The 16,484-nt window shown below is 52.5% G+C and carries 13 protein-coding genes; 8 read left to right on the forward strand and 5 right to left on the reverse strand.

What is annotated here, in order from left to right; genetic code table 11:
- Positions 1-11 precede the first annotated feature (11 nt).
- From GS398_RS00990 to GS398_RS22770, 3 genes are read left to right on the forward strand one after another with little or no spacing between them, the layout of a single operon-like run.
- Positions 12-2,270, forward strand: coding sequence for a GumC family protein (locus tag GS398_RS00990; protein ID WP_160904889.1), 2,259 nt, complete (start codon positions 12-14; stop codon positions 2,268-2,270).
- A gap of 56 nt (positions 2,271-2,326) precedes the next feature.
- Positions 2,327-3,295 (forward strand): oxygen-dependent tRNA uridine(34) hydroxylase TrhO, encoded by a 969-nt coding sequence (gene trhO, locus GS398_RS00995; protein WP_160904890.1) that lies wholly within the window; start codon positions 2,327-2,329, stop codon positions 3,293-3,295.
- Positions 3,296-3,338: 43 nt separating this feature from the next.
- The gene (locus GS398_RS22770; protein WP_160904891.1) at positions 3,339-3,458 is read left to right on the forward strand and encodes a DMT family protein; all 120 of its coding nucleotides are present in this window, start codon (positions 3,339-3,341) and stop codon (positions 3,456-3,458) included.
- A 17-nt stretch (positions 3,459-3,475) separates the two neighbouring features.
- Here the strand turns inward: GS398_RS22770 and GS398_RS01005 are convergent, their stop codons facing one another.
- The 4 genes from GS398_RS01005 to GS398_RS01020 all read right to left on the reverse strand — a co-directional run bounded on the left by GS398_RS01005 (position 3,476) and on the right by GS398_RS01020 (position 8,110).
- The gene (locus GS398_RS01005; RefSeq protein ID WP_160904892.1) at positions 3,476-4,603 is read right to left on the reverse strand and encodes a hypothetical protein; all 1,128 of its coding nucleotides are present in this window, start codon (positions 4,601-4,603) and stop codon (positions 3,476-3,478) included.
- Positions 4,604-4,613: 10 nt separating this feature from the next.
- Positions 4,614-5,339: a YebC/PmpR family DNA-binding transcriptional regulator gene (locus GS398_RS01010; protein ID WP_160904893.1), complete on the reverse strand. Its 726-nt coding sequence runs from the start codon at positions 5,337-5,339 to the stop codon at positions 4,614-4,616.
- A gap of 63 nt (positions 5,340-5,402) precedes the next feature.
- The gene (locus GS398_RS01015; RefSeq protein WP_160904894.1) at positions 5,403-6,350 is read right to left on the reverse strand and encodes an NAD-dependent epimerase/dehydratase family protein; all 948 of its coding nucleotides are present in this window, start codon (positions 6,348-6,350) and stop codon (positions 5,403-5,405) included.
- Positions 6,351-6,379: 29 nt separating this feature from the next.
- On the reverse strand, positions 6,380-8,110 hold the full coding sequence (locus tag GS398_RS01020) for a lamin tail domain-containing protein (protein ID WP_160904895.1): 1,731 nt from the start codon (positions 8,108-8,110) through the stop codon (positions 6,380-6,382).
- A gap of 91 nt (positions 8,111-8,201) precedes the next feature.
- On the opposite strand from GS398_RS01020, the gene GS398_RS01025 reads away from it, so the two are divergent.
- The 3 genes from GS398_RS01025 (at position 8,202) to GS398_RS01035 (ending at position 13,071) form a co-directional block, all read left to right on the forward strand.
- On the forward strand, positions 8,202-9,215 hold the full coding sequence (locus GS398_RS01025) for an aspartate-semialdehyde dehydrogenase (protein WP_160904896.1): 1,014 nt from the start codon (positions 8,202-8,204) through the stop codon (positions 9,213-9,215).
- Positions 9,216-9,448: 233 nt separating this feature from the next.
- Positions 9,449-12,337: an aminomethyl-transferring glycine dehydrogenase gene (gcvP, locus tag GS398_RS01030; protein ID WP_160904897.1), complete on the forward strand. Its 2,889-nt coding sequence runs from the start codon at positions 9,449-9,451 to the stop codon at positions 12,335-12,337.
- Between the two features lie 149 nt (positions 12,338-12,486).
- Positions 12,487-13,071, forward strand: a complete 585-nt coding sequence (locus tag GS398_RS01035) for a YceI family protein (RefSeq protein ID WP_160904898.1) — start codon at positions 12,487-12,489, stop codon at positions 13,069-13,071.
- Between the two features lie 74 nt (positions 13,072-13,145).
- Here the strand turns inward: GS398_RS01035 and GS398_RS01040 are convergent, their stop codons facing one another.
- Positions 13,146-13,916, reverse strand: coding sequence for an MBL fold metallo-hydrolase (locus GS398_RS01040; protein WP_160904899.1), 771 nt, complete (start codon positions 13,914-13,916; stop codon positions 13,146-13,148).
- Positions 13,917-14,020: 104 nt separating this feature from the next.
- Between GS398_RS01040 and recJ the strand changes: the two genes are divergently transcribed.
- On the forward strand, positions 14,021-15,742 hold the full coding sequence (gene recJ / locus GS398_RS01045; protein ID WP_160904900.1) for a single-stranded-DNA-specific exonuclease RecJ: 1,722 nt from the start codon (positions 14,021-14,023) through the stop codon (positions 15,740-15,742).
- A gap of 1 nt (position 15,743) precedes the next feature.
- Positions 15,744-16,478 (forward strand): LPS export ABC transporter ATP-binding protein, encoded by a 735-nt coding sequence (lptB, locus tag GS398_RS01050; RefSeq protein ID WP_160904901.1) that lies wholly within the window; start codon positions 15,744-15,746, stop codon positions 16,476-16,478.
- Positions 16,479-16,484 lie beyond the last annotated feature (6 nt).

Below are 16,484 nucleotides of genomic sequence, written 5' to 3' on the forward strand. Positions count from 1 at the left end.
ATAATGTTCTTATGGAGAATTACGGTACTTCATACCAATTCAGCCCGGTGAAGGTTTTCCGGATCCTGCTAAGCAGGTGGCATTGGATAGCGGCTTCCACCGGCGTATGCCTTCTCTTGGCGGGGTGTTATCTCCGGCTCACGCCGCCTTTATACGAGACCTCGGCCATGATCCGTATGGAAGACAACGCCAGCGAACTGAGCATCCTAACCGGCATTCTAACCCCCAGGGGATACAGTAACCGGATCCAGGCTGAAAGCGCGATCTTTAAAAGCCAACGGTTACTGCTGAAAGCAATAGCACATCTCGATTGGAAGGTGAGTTACTTCCGGAAAAGCGCTTTCCGCGAAATCGAACTATACAGGGAATCGCCTGTGCAGATCACCATCCTAGAACAAGAGCGCGCTTTCTATGATCAACCGGCGGAACTTGAGTTAACCGGCCCAAACCAATACCGGATCAGCTATCGCGCAGAAGGGCGTATTTATCAAAAGAACTGTTCTTCCGGAGAACCTGTGCACCTGCCCGGGATCTCATTCCTGGTGAGGACCCGCCTTCACGGAACGCGGCTAAAAAGAATGATATTCCGTTTTAACCGGCCGGGATACTGGTGCGGACGGTTGAAACAAGGACTTAACCTCAATGAAACGGCCAAATTCTCTCCCGTTGGAAGCCTTTCAAAAATTGATCCGAACCCCGTTTTTGCGGCGGAAGCGCTGAACGCGCTCGCCGGTGAATACGTCAGTTATGATCTCTGGCAAAAAACGCAATCTGCGGCACAGATCATTGGCTTTCTCGATCAGCAACTTGCGATATTCGCGCCGAAAGCCGATAGTTCGGGGAAATCGCTGGAAGAATTCCGAAAACATACCGACACGTACGACCTCCCGGTTTTTAGCAATGCCTTGTCTGACCGCATGAAAAAGCAACGGGAAGCGATAGAACTGGGGAACCTGCAGCTGTCGGCGCTTGATAAAATGGAGAATGCGCTCGCCGGCGGCGGACCGGTTTCCGTCCTGAGACTGGTGGCCAACCCGGCTATTGATGCGTTAACCTTCCGTCTTAATTCATTAACCGAGTCTGCGGAATTGCTCGGGCCAGTTTCGGGCGAGCACTCGCCGGCAATGACCAATACCCGGAACCAGCTTATTTCTACGAAACGAGAGCTAAAAAAAATGCTCCAACTTGCCCGATGGCAATTGGAAAATGTGATCGCAACAAATCTCGCACGGCAAAAAAAAGACGAAGCTGCCCTGCTAAAACTGCCGGCGAAGGCGCGGGAGATGGAACTCCTGACCAGGAATTACGGCGTAGACCAAAAGATCTTTAGTTTTCTCACCGAAAAGCGGCTGGAAGCACAGATCGGTAAAGCGTCTATCTTACCGGGCGCGGCGCTTATCGACCCGGCAATCCCTGACTGGACCATCGTATCGCCATCGGCAGTACCGGTATGGCGCGCGGCATGGGTGATAGGTATACTTACGGGCGCGGCGCTGATCTTCCTCGTGCGGTCGTTGTACGCACGCATATCAGATGCCCATTCGGTGCAGATGCATAGCGACATTCCTTTGCTGGGCGTTGTTCCGCATTTAAAAAACAATGCCCCCGTTTCCCTGGTGGCGGCTAACGTGATAGAGAGCCCGGGATCGGTATTTTCCGGGTCGATCAAGCACCTCCGTGATTTCCCGGGCCTGCTTGCAGGCAATAACCCGCTGTTGATCGGCGTTTCTTCTGCCAATTATGGCGAAGGAAAAACGCTGATTGCGTTTAATCTTGCTGCCTCTTTCTCCCTGGTGGGGAAAAAAGTACTTTTCATTGCTGCCGACATCGCCCGGCGAACGGGGACACCGGCAGCAGGGAACAGTGACCCTAAGGGGCTAAGCGACTACCTTTCGGGGGATACTGGCTGGAGAACCGTAATTCAACCCACCAATTACACAGGTTGCGAAGTAATCTATGCCGGAAATACCACCCTGGCCGCTTCAGACCTGTTTCAAAACGGCAATTTCGCGGGGCTACTGGATACGGTAAAATTCCTGTACGACCTGGTGATCGTAGATACTGGTCCGATATGTGACATTGGCGCCCCTGCCGGGGTCTTACGCTGTTGCGACATGACCTTGTTTGTGCTTCGATCGGGGTTTACCCCGGAGTCATCCCTTTCGGCAATCACGCAAATGCGGGAACGACTCCGGTTAAAAAATTGCTTCCTGGTGCTCAACAACTGGCAAAAAGACCTGTTATATGCCGACCGTCACCCGGGAAAATAATTTTTTGGTATCTTTGCCGCTCATTTTACGCTGTTTGAACCAGTATCAATGATCATATGACAACTTACCAAACGTTACTTTACTATTGCTATACTCCCATAGCAGACGCGGAAGAGTTTGCTTCCGATCATCTTAATTTTTGTAAATCCCTTGGGCTTACAGGTCGCATTATCGTTGCCGGAGAAGGCTTGAACGGAACGGTATCGGGAACCGCCGAAGCCTGCAGTGTATACATGGAGACCCTTCACGCCGATCAACGCTTCGCGGGAATCGATTTCAAGATCGACGATGTTGCGGAACCTTCCTTTGTAAAGATGCATTGCCGGTATAAATCAGAGATCGTGCACTCGGGCTTAAGAGACCCGCGTATCATCGATCCGAACAGGCAGACCGGGAAACACCTCGAACCGGCTGATTTTATGGCGATGAAGGACAATGACGATGTGGTGGTCCTTGACGTACGCTCTAACTATGAGCATTCCCTGGGAAAGTTTAAGAATGCCGTAACGCTCGACATCGAGAATTTTCGCGATTTCCCGGCCATGATCAACGAACTGGCGCAATACAAAGACAAAAAAATACTCACCTATTGCACCGGCGGCATTAAATGTGAAAAGGCATCGGCCCTGCTGCTGCATGAAGGTTTTAAAGACGTTTACCAGCTCCATGGCGGTATCATCAAATATGGAAAAGAAGCTGGCGGAAAAGACTTCGAAGGGAAATGCTATGTTTTCGATAACCGGTTAGCGGTGGACGTGAACAGCGTGAACCCCGCCATCATCTCGGTTTGCCGCAATTGCGGTACCGTTACGGCGAAGATGATTAACTGTGGCAACCCGGAATGTAATGAACACTTCACACAGTGCGATGCCTGCGGCAACGAACTGGAAGGATGCTGCTCTTCCGAATGCCGGCAACATCCGCGCAAACGGCCATATGACGGCACGGGCTATTATGTGAAGGTGCCGCAACCGGTGAACCTCGTTAAAAAAGCCGCAAAACTATCCGTTCCGCAAAACTCGTAAGGGCTTTCTTTACCATTGGAATCCTTTGCATTTCAATATTTTCATGACTTTGGCGTGGTATGTCACTTCATGCCGGGATATAGCCTGGAGCAAAACCCCCGGGCTGATCACGATCGTTCTTAGCTGGGGTATCGCGCTGGCGGAAACCAGGATCCATTCTTAGCGCATCTACCTTCCTTTTTACTTTTCATGGCCCTTTTCCGGGTCAGCAGGCTTTATCGCTTTAGCAGAGAACTTTGGCTTATAAGCTGGTTTGGCGGCGGATTCGGGGCTTTCCCTGGTTTCGGCCGGTGGCTCAGCAGGCGGGGTACTACCGGCGTCCTGGTTAGACACAACCGGCAAAACTTCCTGTGATGGCGGCATATCCGCTTGCTGCTTCTTAATTGCGGCAGCATTAAAACGCGGTTTAAATCCGGGCTTTGGTGGTGACGTTACCGGCGGCGCGACATCTTCTGCGCCCTCCGGAGTGCCGGTAGTGAGTGGCGGAGTGTGAGTTTCCGCTTCGCCAGTCGCGGGGACTTCTTCGGTCTGGCCGGCTGATTTGGTAACTCCCGCCCGGAAACGAGGGGTAAACCCGGGTTTTGCCGTTGCGGCAGGAAGCGGTGTTTGGGCTATTACAGGTTCTCCTGGTGCCGACGGGGTTTCCGGGGATCCGGTGTTGTATGCCGCCGCATCGGTTTCTGCCGGGGTTGATGGCTTTACCGCCCCGGGTTTAAATTTCGGGGTAAAACCGGGTTTCGGAGGCCCGCCCGCAGCGGCTTTTTCCCCGGGGGCCGAAGTTTCCGGCGGGCCGGGTGCTGACCCGGGTGACGCTGCCTGCCCGGCGGGAGGCACAGGTTCCAAAGGCTTCGTAGCTCCCGCTTTAAACCGTGGCGTGAAGCCTGGTTTGGGAGCCGGGGCCACAATAGGTTCCAAAGAAACTTCTGTAACCTCCTCCTGGATAATTGGCGGTTCCGTTACCGGCGTCTCTCCTGCTTGCAAGATTGATTCCTCTGCCTTGGCGCTACCTGCTCCCACCCTAAACCGGGGCTTGAAAGCGGGCTTTTGCTCAATGGTAGGTGATTCCAGCGGCATTGCCTGTGTGGCAATAGGGTCGGTAATAATTACCGTCGCTTTTGACGGTTTCAGCTCTTCTTTTGTGTGGTATGCCCTGCGGAGTTTGTTAAACCAGAATTTCTTGGTATGGTCGAAGCTCTTCTCCCCCATCTGTTCATATTCCGATCTGAATTCTAAAAAAAGGGCAGGTTCCGCCTCCTGCAACAGGTCAGGGTCTATCTTCTTCTTTACAAAAAACTCCCGGAAATCCATGTGCGGCGTGCTACTCTGCGATATTGTAATAGACGGCCTGCACGTCGTCGTCCTCCTCCAATTTGTCGATCAGCTTAAGCACATCGGCAGCTTGCTCCTCTGTTACCGCTACGGTAGATAAGGCGATCCGTTCGAGCTTGGCGCTCTTCACTTCAATCCCTTTGTCGTCGAGCGCCCGTTGCATCTTCCCAAAATCCTCAAAGGAGGTATGGATCACGCCCACGTCGTTTCCTTCCTCATCCGCCTCTACGAACAGGTCCTCGAGACCGGCGTCTATCAGCTCAAGCTCAAGCTCCTCCAGGTCGAGATCGCCCGGGATAAACCTGAACACAGATTTACGTACGAACACGAAGTCGAGAGACCCCGTTTTGCCCAACGTACCGTTTGTTTTATTAAAATAGCTGCGCACGTTGGCCACAGTGCGATTGGTATTGTCGGTAGCCGTTTCTATCAGCACTGCTACGCCATGCGGGGCATAGCCTTCGTATACAAACTCTTCGTAATTGCTCTCATCCTTGCTCGAAGCGCGTTTAATGGCGGCCTCCACCCGGTCTTTGGGCATATTTACCGCCTTCGCGTTCTGCACGGCCGTGCGCAACCTGGAGTTGGTATCGATGCTGGCGCCGCCTGCTTTTACCGCCATCGCTATTTCTTTACCCAGGCGGGTAAACTGAACGGCCATTTTCGCCCAGCGTTTAAACTTTCTTTCTTTGCGGAATTCGAATGCTCTTCCCATTTTTTTATTAGTTGTCAGTTATCAGCTTCAGTGGTGAGCTTTAAGCTATAAGGTCCAAAGTTATCATTTCTTCAAGTTCAGCAACATGTCTGTCGTCATTTTTGCGAGGTCGAACTCCGGTTTCCAGTTCCAGTCATGCCGGGCATATGCATCATCAATGGAGCCTGGCCAGCTGTTAGCGATCGCCTGCCTGGGATCCTCCTGTTCGGTATAGGTTAACCGGAAAGCAGGGATATGTTTCCTGATCTCGGCAGCGAGGTCCTCCGGCGTAAAGCTGGTACCAGCAAAATTGTAGCCCGACCTTATGGTTATCTTTTCTGCCGGTGATTCCATCAGCTCGATGGTACCACGTATCGCATCGTCCATATACATCATCGGCAGCCCGGTTTGTGCATTAAGGAACGACTGGTAGCTGCCTTTCTTCAACGCATCGTGAAAAATGTGGATGGCATAATCTGTCGTGCCGCCGCCCGGAGCCGCTTTCCAGCTGATAAGGCCGGGGTAACGCAAACCCCGGATATCGAGCCCATGTTTCTGAAAATAATATTCGCACCAGCGCTCGCCGGCGAGTTTGCTGATACCGTAAACCGTGTTCGGGTCCATGGTACAGTATTGAGGGGTATCCGCTTTGGGTGAGTTCGGTCCAAACACCGCGATGGAACTCGGCCAGTATACTTTTTTAGCCTGGTATTCGAGGCACAGGTCGAGTACGTTAAGCAACCCATTCATGTTCAGGTCCCACGCAAGCTTCGGATTCTGCTCGCCTGTTGCGGAAAGAATGGCAGCCAGCAAATAAACCTGAGCAGGTTTATATTTCTGAAAGGTGCTCTTTAGATTTTCTTTATCAAGCACGTTCACAAATTCGAACGGGCCCGCATTTTTGATGTCATAGTCGGGTCTGCGGATGTCACAAGCTACTACGTGACCGCTGCCATATATTCTCCGTAATTCGGTTACCAGCTCAGTTCCTATCTGGCCGTTGGCGCCTATCACTAAGATCTTTTCCTGCATATTTCCTGGTTAGGGTGCAAAAGTAAGAATTATCTGCGCAACTTCGCCGCCAGCACACATGGCTTACGGTATCTCCTGGCGGCCCCGTCCAGGTCAAATACCTCTATCGAGACCACGTATATCCCGAACGCTTGCTTCTGCTGAAGGGCGTTTAATCCATCCCAAACGATCACGCCTTCCGCGGGCAATGTTTCGTTCGTTACCAGCCGGCGAACAAGCACTCCCCGATCTGAATAAATAGAAACGTTCGCCACCCATCCGGGGGCATTAAAGCGGAAATTGATCGTCAGCAAGTCTTCGAATCCATCGTTATCGGGCGAGAACGTAGTCGAAGAAAGGTATATGTCGTCTGCCGACCGGTTTTCCACGCTTTGCTGAGAATTTTCATAACCCGGTGTCCCGCCTCCCGACCAGGTTGCCGCCGACCTGAAGTTTCCCGCCTCAGCTGCGGGCCGCTTAAAACTGCTCCGTTCCAGGGAAATGCCTTCCGGGTTCTTTATTAGCGGGAAGTGCATTTTTTCGGAGTAACTAAACTGGTCGATCCGCGTGGTTCCCCGCACGAGTACTGCGGTACCCGCCTGGTCGTTAAATGAAGGCAGGCCGGCAACTTTCAGCAGGTTTGCAGGAAATTTCACGTTATACTCCGCTTTTATATTAACGGGATCGACAGAAAATACGCGGTAACCACCCGGCTGAACAAATACCGATGTGTCACTCAGCTTTTTAAGGCTCGCCAGGCTATCCTTTTCGTCGGCGGAAGCCACATATAGCTCTGCGATATCGAGCACCAGGGCAGAAGCGTTATATATTTCCAGGTAGTCCGCTCCGCCCGGGCGGGGATTGAACAGGATCTCGCTGATCAGGAGGTCCCCCTTCGCGATAGCCCCCGGCGCCACAAACACCGTGCTGCCAAGTAATGGCGGCAGCGTGGCACCGGCGCAATCGCGAATACCCGACACGGAAACCGTGTAAGTATGACCCCGTGCAATAACTGCGGAGAACTTAATATCTACCCGGGTAAACTCCGGGGCCACAGGGACCGCCGAAACAGGAACGCCTAACCCGTTATTAAACCGGTAGTTGCCGGCATTGGCCGCCGCTGCGCTGTCCACCGCCCGGCTAAACCGGAGCCGAACGGTCACGCTATCGGTCAGTCGCGCCTCAAGCAGCGAGAGTTGCCCGGCGCCGAACCCAACTTTATATACCGCATTTAACGTCCCCGGGCTCCCTCCGCGGCCATCTGAAGACACCGCCCAGTTCTGCGATCCGCTGCAGGCAGATAACGGGTCGATCATTTCGAGCGTCCATCCGCCCTGCTTCTTTACTGCGTCGCGGTACCAGGAATCATTAAAGTACTCCTGGCTAATAACGGTACCGCGGTCGTCGGTCAGCGTGAGCAGCTCTCCTGCGTTGTTTAAAGAAGGCCAGGGAGACAAGCCGATCACCTTGCCGTAAGCGCTGAATAAACCGGCGTCCGCTTTTGCGCAAAGGATAATAAACGCCCCCGCTTTGATCGAGTCGCCGGCAAATGTTGCCTTAGTGGCGCCATCCGTGAATTGCCATCCTTTTAGCGGAATGTCGGCACCCGACACGTTCCAGATCTCCACGAACTCCGCGCTGGGAAGACCCACCACCGGCGACGGATCTGCGAAGATCTCGTTGATGACCACGTCGTTCCTTTTCGCCGGGTAACGGTGGCTTGCTGCTGAAACCGCAGTTTTAACAGAAAACATGACCAAAAAGAGCAAACAAATCTTCATATTTGCATTCTGATTAACTGTTCACAACTTTATTAACTAAAAATCAAATATAATAATCATAAGTTAAATTCACAAATTAATTAATCATCAAATGAAAGTCGCAGTTGTAGGCGCAACGGGCCTGGTAGGCTCGGTAATGTTAAAAGTTTTAGCAGAGCGCAATTTTCCCGTAACAGAATTAATTCCGGTAGCTTCTGAGAAGAGCAAGGGTAAGGAAATTGATTTCATGGGGAAGAAGTACAAGGTGGTGACTGTTGATGAAGCCATAGCCCTTAAGCCCGACGTAGCTTTATTCTCTGCAGGGGGAAGCACTTCTCTTGAGCAGGCGCCGAAATTCGCGGCGGCCGGCACTACCGTGATCGACAATTCCTCGGCCTGGCGCATGGACCCTGCCAAGAAGCTGGTGGTTCCCGAGGTAAATGCCGGTGTATTAACGGCCGATGACAAGATCATCGCCAACCCAAATTGTTCGACCATACAGATGGTAGTGGTGTTAAAACCGCTTCACGAGAAATATAAGATCAAACGGGTGGTGGTTTCCACCTACCAGTCGGTAACCGGTACCGGTGTGAAAGCGGTAGAGCAGCTTATGAACGAGCGCAGCGGCATAGAAGGCCCGATGGCGTATGCCTACCCGATCGACCTGAACGTGATCCCGCAGATCGATGTGTTCACGGCGAACGGTTACACCAAAGAGGAGATGAAAATGATCCTCGAAACCAGGAAGATCATGGGCGACGATGCGATCCGTGTGACGGCGACCACCGTGCGGATCCCGGTTATGGGCGGCCATTCAGAATCCGTAAACATCGAGTTTGAAAACGACTTCGACCTCGCCGATGTACGCAGCCTGCTCGAGAAACAGGATGGCGTGATCGTAACCGATGATCCGGCTAACGCGAAATACCCGATGCCAAAGGATGCGCACGAGAAAGACGAAGTATTTGTAGGCCGGATCCGCCGGGATGAGTCGCAGGACAATACCCTCAACCTTTGGATCGTGGCCGATAATCTCCGTAAAGGAGCTGCCACCAATGCCGTTCAGATCGCCGAATACCTGGTAAAAAACGGTATCCTGAAGGCAGACCTGGTTGGCAGTTACTAACCGGTTGGACGTAATACGCTTGAAGTTTAACTCCGTCTAGCCATAAGCTGATCACCAGGATCATGATCATGCAAGTACGATCTGCGTAAACGTCCGGCGTTTCAACGCCTAACCAGGATCCTGTTCACAAGTTCCTTCCCGTAACACCGTTTGTAAGATTACTCAACGTAATCTTTACAATCGGTGTTATCCTTTTTTGTACCTTTGCATTTTAATTTTCCCCACTCGATTTAATGAAGTTAGATATCAATTTCCGCGAAAAATTTGAGGATCGGCACATTGCACCGGATGCTGCCGGAACAGCAGAAATGCTCCAAATCGTTGGCGCAAGCTCGCTTGAAGAACTGATCTCGCAAACCGTCCCCGACCGCATCCGGCTAAAAAACCCGATGAATTTACCGGCCGCGAAAAGCGAAGCCGGTTACCTGGAAACCCTTAAGCAAACAGCATCAAAGAATAAGCTATTTAAATCTTATATCGGGCAAGGCTACTATGATGTAACTGTACCCGGCGTTATCCAGCGAAACATCCTGGAGAATCCGGGCTGGTACACCCAATACACCCCTTACCAGGCCGAAATTGCACAGGGCCGGTTGCAGGCACTGCTCAATTACCAGACCATGGTGATCGATCTCACCGGCATGGAGATCGCCAATGCGTCTTTATTAGATGAAGGCACCGCGGCCGCGGAGGCGATGTTTATGCAATACAGTCTCCGTAAAAACCAGAAAGCGAACATATTCTTCGTTTCGGAGGAGCTGTTCCCGCAAACGATCGATATCCTGCGCACCCGGTCTGCTCCTTACGGGATCGAGCTGCTGATCGGCAGCCACCAATCGGCTGAGCTGGGTACGGATATGTTCGGCGCTATCGTACAGTATCCTTCCGGGAAGGGCGAAGTGTATGATTATACGGAATTTGCTGCTGCCGCACACGAAAAGGGCATTAAACTTACCGTGGTAGCCGACCTTATGAGCCTTGCCCTCCTTACACCTCCCGGGGAATGGGGAGCCGACATCGTGGTGGGAAGCAGCCAGCGCTTTGGCGTTCCGATGGGCTTTGGCGGCCCGCACGCGGCATTTTTCGCCACGAAAGAAGAATATAAACGCGCTATGCCCGGCCGCATTATCGGTGTAACCATCGATTCGGCAGGCAATTACGCCTTAAGAATGGCGCTGCAAACGCGTGAACAGCACATTCGCCGCGATAAAGCAACCTCTAATATCTGTACCGCACAGGCGCTGCTTGCCATTATGGCCAGCATGTATGCGGTATACCACGGTCCGGAAGGTATCAAGGCCATCGCAAGCCGTATACATGGCCTGGCTACTTTTCTTGGAAACGCACTTAACAGCCTCGGCTACAAACAGCTGAATACCGCTTTGTTCGACACCCTCCGTTTCGAGCTTGGCGAGCTTACCGGGCCGATCCATTCGGAAGCCCTAAACAATGACGTGAATTTCCACTATTCGGGTTCATCGGTAACCATCTCGATAGATGAGACTTCGTCTGAAGCGGACATGATCACCATCATCCGTTTATTTGCCAAAGTAAAGGGCAAAACATTAAATTACCTTGATCTCGACGGCATTAAGGCGTCGCTTTCCACTTCCATCCCGGAAGCGCTGCACCGTACCACGCCTTATTTAACGCACCCGCTTTTTAATTCGCACCATTCGGAGCATGAGATGCTTCGCTATATCAAATCGCTCGAGGCGAAAGACCTTTCGCTTTGCCACTCGATGATTGCGCTGGGCTCCTGCACCATGAAGCTGAACGCAACCACCGAAATGATCCCCGTTACCTGGCCCGAGTTCGGCAATATGCACCCGTTTGCACCGGCCGACCAGACAGGCGGTTATATGCAGGTGTTCGATGAACTGAACAAGTGGCTTTGTGAGATCACCGGTTTTGCCGCCATGAGCCTGCAGCCAAATGCAGGTGCGCAGGGCGAATACGCAGGGCTGATGGTGATCCGCGCGTTCCACCAAGATCGCGGCGAAGGGCACCGGAACGTAGCGCTGATCCCTTCATCGGCGCACGGCACGAACCCCGCTTCGGCGGCCATGGCCGGAATGAAGATCATCGTCGTTAAATGCGATGAGCGCGGAAATATCGATGTAAGCGACCTCAAAACAAAGGCGGAAGAGCACCAGCATGATCTTTCCTGCCTCATGGTAACCTATCCGTCGACCCACGGCGTATTCGAGGAATCCATCATTGAGATCTGCGAGACGATCCACCAGTACGGCGGCCAGGTATACATGGACGGCGCGAACATGAATGCACAGGTTGGATTAACCAGCCCGGCCGCTATCGGGGCCGACGTTTGTCACCTTAACCTCCATAAAACGTTCTGCATCCCGCATGGCGGAGGTGGCCCGGGAATGGGGCCCATCGGTGTAGCCAGGCACCTGGCGCCTTACCTGCCTGGACATATCGTGGTGCCTATAGGCGGCGAAAAATCCATCCCGGCGGTTTCCGCGGCACCATGGGGCTCGGCCTCTATCCTGCTTATATCGCACGCTTATATCGCCATGATGGGCGCGGAAGGGTTAACCCACGCCACGCAATACGCCATCCTGAACGCCAATTACATTAAAACACGCCTCGAGCAGCACTACCCGGTATTGTATGCCGGGACCAACGGCCGCTGCGCGCACGAGATGATCCTCGATTGCCGCTCGTTCAAGAACTTCGGTATCGAAGTGACCGACATTGCCAAAAGGTTGATGGATTATGGCTTCCACGCGCCCACCGTTTCATTCCCGGTGGCGGGAACGGTAATGGTGGAGCCCACAGAATCGGAACCAAAGCACGAACTCGATCGTTTCTGCGAAGCGATGATTGCCATCCGCAAGGAGATCTCGGCGGTTGAAGAAGGACGTTCAGACAAGGTGAACAACCCGCTGAAAAACGCCCCGCATACCTCGGCAGTGGTTACCGCCGATAACTGGGACCGCCCTTATTCGCGGCAGGAGGCGGCATTCCCGCTTCCATACGTGGCACATTTCAAGTTCTGGCCTTCCGTGGGACGCGTGAACGATACCCACGGCGACCGTACCCTGATCTGCTCCTGCCAGCCGCTGGAAGCATATGCAGAAGAAGTAGTAAATGCGTAAACGGCTGGCTGACTGAACATACCAAACAGCGGTTACGGCCGTTGAGTATAATGTAATGACCTTCATCGTTTTGTCAAAAAACCATTAGGTGTTATAACGTATAATTTTAAGGAGTACTTTTGCACATCGAAAAGAATAAAAAAGAAACTATGAAAAAGACATTGGCATTTTTAAGCGTACTGGCGGCCCTGAGCCTGTCGGCGTTTGTTGCAAAGAAAGACGAAACCTATACGGTTGACGTAAGCAAATCATCTATCGAATGGATCGGCAGGAAAGTAACCGGTCAGCACACCGGCACGGTTAAGATCGCTTCCGGCAACCTGATCTACAACGGCGCTACGCTGAAAGGCGGAACATTCACCATGGACATGAATTCTGTGGTTACTACCGACGGTTCCGGCGCACGACTGGAAACACACTTGAAATCACCCGATTTCTTTGGAGTAGAAAAAAATCCGACCTCTACTTTCACCGTTACTAAAGTCGCGCCCGCAGGCGGCGACCAGGTTAACATTACCGGTAATTTAACTATCAAAGGGATCACTAAACCGCTTACGTTCCCAGCAACCGTTAAAAAACAGGGTAATGCCATTGCAGCGGTTGCCAAAGGCGTGAAAGTGGACCGCACCAAATACGACATCAAGTACAACTCGAAGAGCATCTTCGCTGCAATTGGCGACAAAGCCATCGACGATGAGTTCGAGCTCGCCATTAACCTTGTGGCTACAAAATAACTGAATTAGCGTTATGAGAAAAGAAGAGAGGCTGCTCCGTTGGGAGGAGCCTTTTTCGTTTTAGCGATATCCCGTTACCGGGGAGTGATCCGGAAAGCGCCCCCGTCATAACTAACGGTGCCGATCGAATCGCGTTTTGAATGATAGAAGAGGCAGGTCCAGTTCTCTGCCGCTGCCCTTTTGCCGTACTCCTCGCGCAGCTCCATGGCTTTGCGTCCGTCGAAATCGTATTTAGCGATAAATTTACGAAGCAATTGTTCCGGCTCGGGCAGGATATCGCCGCCAAAAAAGATCTTTTCGTTGCCGCTTTTTACCAGGAACACCTGGTGATATTCGCAGTGACCGCCGGTGAGCTCGTAACTGATCTCCGCTGTAAGCTGCCCGCTGCCTTCAATAAAACGGAGGTTCCCGCTCCGCTGCACGATGTCGAAGATCTCCGTTTTGTACGAAGATGACCGCCGGCTATAAGCCGTTTCCCATTCGCCGCGCTGGATCACGTACTCCGCATTCGGGAAGCTTAAGCCCCACTTGCCATCCTGTTCGTGCACCATGCCCCCGGCGTGGTCGAAATGCAGGTGCGACATCAGCACCTGGGTAACATCACCCGGCTCGTATCCCGCTTTGCGGAGATTGGCGTGAACCACCAGCTCACCATCGGCTTGCTTATAGCCAAGGCCGGTGTCAAATAGGATAAGCTCGGCCGGTGTTTGCACCACGAAAGGCTGTATGGAAATGAAGAGAGAGGCGGGCCGGTCTTTCGCCTGGTCCACCGCAGGATCGAAGGGGACGAATTTCTTGGACTGATCTACGGAAAAGGAACCCTCTGTCAGGGAATGAATATTCATGCGATGAGATTTTCGAGCCGCTTGTCAACTTTCAACGGAACGCGTAATTGCGTATACGCTGTACCATTTTTAACTTATATTTACAGATTAAACAATACAAAGATATGCAAAAAAGATGGGTGGAACAGGGAGGGATGCATCGGCCGGAAGTAGCTGACTTGCAGGGAAGTTTGCAGATCGACGCGGTACTGGCCACCCTCCTGGTGCAGCGCGGAGTATCTGGTTACGAGGAGGCGCGCCGCTTTTTCAGGCCGGAATTGGCACACCTGCACGATCCTTTTTTGATGAAAGACATGGAAGCCGCCGTATCACGGATCGAATCTGCCGCGGCCTCCGGCGAGAAGGTAATGATCTACGGGGATTACGACGTGGATGGTACCACTTCCGTGGCGCTTACCTATAGTTTCTTCAGGAAGTACATTCGCCACATCAGCTTTTATATTCCCGACCGGTACAAAGAAGGGTATGGGATCTCGCTCGCGGGCATCGATTTCGCTAAAGAGCATGGGTATACGCTTATTGTGGCGCTGGATTGCGGGATTAAATCCGTTGACAAGGTCGCTTACGCCAATTCACTGGGTATCGACTTTATCATTTGCGACCACCACCTCCCGGGTGATTCGCTGCCTGAAGCGGTCGCCGTGCTTGATCCCCGGAGGAAAGATTGTGATTATCCCTATAAAGAGCTTTCCGGCTGCGGGATCGGGTTTAAGCTGATCCAGGCATTCGCCCAAAAAAACGACATTTCACTCAGCGAGATCACCTGTTACCTCGACCTGGTGGCGGTGAGCATCGCTTCGGATATCGTGCCCATTACGGGCGAAAACCGTGTGCTCGCCTGGCACGGCCTGAAACGCCTGAACGAAACGCCCTGTAACGGGCTGGCCGCATTGATGGACATCGCAGGGCGGAAGGAACAATACGGCATTTCGGATGTGGTGTTTATGATCGGGCCGCGGATAAATGCTGCCGGCCGGATAGACGATGCCAGGCATGCGGTAAACCTCCTGATCGCTGACGATAAGTACTCGGCCCGCGACCGCAGCCAGCTGATCGACCTGAAGAACACGGAACGTAAGGAGCACGATGTGTCTATTACCGAACAGGCGCTCGAGATGCTGCGCACAGATGAATCGTCGCTGACAAAAAAGACCACGGTGGTATTTCACGAGACATGGCATAAAGGCGTAATTGGGATCGTAGCCTCCCGCCTTACGGAAAAATACTACCGGCCAACGGTGGTGCTTACCCAAAACAACGGCCATATCTCAGGGTCTGCGCGGTCTGTGCTTGGCTTCGACCTGTATGAAGCGCTGAGCTCCTGCAGCGAGTTGCTCGACCAGTTCGGCGGACATAAATATGCCGCCGGTCTTACCATGAAGCCCGAAAACGTGGTGGCTTTTGCCGCCCGTTTCGAAGAGGTGGTGGCTGCCAGCATTCCCGACGAGTTGCTGGTGCGGGAGATCGCTATCGATGCCAACCTGCCCCTGGAGCGGCTCTCCCCTAAATTCGTCCGCATCCTTAACCAGTTCGCGCCGTTCGGACCGGGCAACATGGCCCCGATATTTGTGAGTAAAAATGTTTATACTTACGGTACAGCATCCGTGGTGGGCAACAATCACCTGAAAATGACGGTCCGCCAGGAAAATTCGCCGGTGTTTGAGTGCATCGGGTTCGGGTTAGGTGACCATTACGAGGAGATAAAAAAGGGCGTGCCTTTCGACATCTGTTATACGATCGAAGAAAAAACCTGGAAAGAAAAGCGGTCTTTACAGCTAAACATAAAAGGGATCCGCTCTGTTAATGCACAGCGCTCCTTTAACTGACATGATATTAAAAGCAGAAAATCTCGTAAAAAAATACAAACAGCGCACGGTCGTTAACGATGTTTCATTTCACGTGGAGCAGGGCGAGATCGTGGGGTTGCTGGGGCCGAACGGTGCAGGTAAAACCACTTCATTTTATATGATCGTAGGGCTTATCAAACCAAATGACGGACATGTATACCTCGAGTCGGAAGACATTACCGGCGCCCCCATGTACCGCCGCGCGCAGAAAGGCATCGGGTACCTGGCGCAGGAAGCTTCCGTTTTCAGGAAACTGAGCGTGGAAGATAACATCAAATCAGTACTGGAGATGACTAAGCTCACCAAAGCGGAGCAACACGATAAATTGGAAGAGCTGTTAAGCGAGTTCAGCCTGCACCGCGTACGTAAGAATCGCGGCGACCTGCTTTCGGGTGGTGAACGGCGCCGCACCGAAATTGCACGCGCATTAGCCGCCAGCCCTAACTTTATCCTGCTCGATGAACCTTTTGCCGGCGTAGACCCGATCGCGGTAGAAGAAATTCAATCGATTGTGGCCAAACTGAAGCTTCGCAACATCGGCATCCTGATCACCGACCATAACGTGCAGGAGACGCTCTCGATCACCGACCGCGCTTATTTATTAACGGAAGGAAAGATCATGCTGGCCGGCACCCCCGACGAGATCGCCGGCAATGAAATGGCCCGTAAATTTTACCTCGGACAAAACTTCGAGCTCCGAAAAAAGCGACATTAATTTAAC

The organism is Hufsiella ginkgonis, assembly GCF_009834915.1.
Taxonomy (GTDB): Bacteria; Bacteroidota; Bacteroidia; order Sphingobacteriales; family Sphingobacteriaceae; genus Hufsiella; species Hufsiella ginkgonis.

Bases quoted from the DNA above. Each gene is read 5' to 3' on its own strand.
- GS398_RS00990 (WP_160904889.1), top strand. From the start codon at position 12: ATGGAGAATTACGGTACTTCATACCAATTCAGCCCGGTGAAGGTTTTC.
- trhO (WP_160904890.1), top strand. From the start codon at position 2,327: ATGACAACTTACCAAACGTTACTTTACTATTGCTATACTCCCATAGCA.
- GS398_RS22770 (WP_160904891.1), top strand. From the start codon at position 3,339: ATGACTTTGGCGTGGTATGTCACTTCATGCCGGGATATAGCCTGGAGC.
- GS398_RS01005 (WP_160904892.1), bottom strand. From the start codon at position 4,603: ATGGATTTCCGGGAGTTTTTTGTAAAGAAGAAGATAGACCCTGACCTG.
- GS398_RS01010 (WP_160904893.1), bottom strand. From the start codon at position 5,339: ATGGGAAGAGCATTCGAATTCCGCAAAGAAAGAAAGTTTAAACGCTGG.
- GS398_RS01015 (WP_160904894.1), bottom strand. From the start codon at position 6,350: ATGCAGGAAAAGATCTTAGTGATAGGCGCCAACGGCCAGATAGGAACT.
- GS398_RS01020 (WP_160904895.1), bottom strand. From the start codon at position 8,110: ATGAAGATTTGTTTGCTCTTTTTGGTCATGTTTTCTGTTAAAACTGCG.
- GS398_RS01025 (WP_160904896.1), top strand. From the start codon at position 8,202: ATGAAAGTCGCAGTTGTAGGCGCAACGGGCCTGGTAGGCTCGGTAATG.
- gcvP (WP_160904897.1), top strand. From the start codon at position 9,449: ATGAAGTTAGATATCAATTTCCGCGAAAAATTTGAGGATCGGCACATT.
- GS398_RS01035 (WP_160904898.1), top strand. From the start codon at position 12,487: ATGAAAAAGACATTGGCATTTTTAAGCGTACTGGCGGCCCTGAGCCTG.
- GS398_RS01040 (WP_160904899.1), bottom strand. From the start codon at position 13,916: ATGAATATTCATTCCCTGACAGAGGGTTCCTTTTCCGTAGATCAGTCC.
- recJ (WP_160904900.1), top strand. From the start codon at position 14,021: ATGCAAAAAAGATGGGTGGAACAGGGAGGGATGCATCGGCCGGAAGTA.
- lptB (WP_160904901.1), top strand. From the start codon at position 15,744: ATGATATTAAAAGCAGAAAATCTCGTAAAAAAATACAAACAGCGCACG.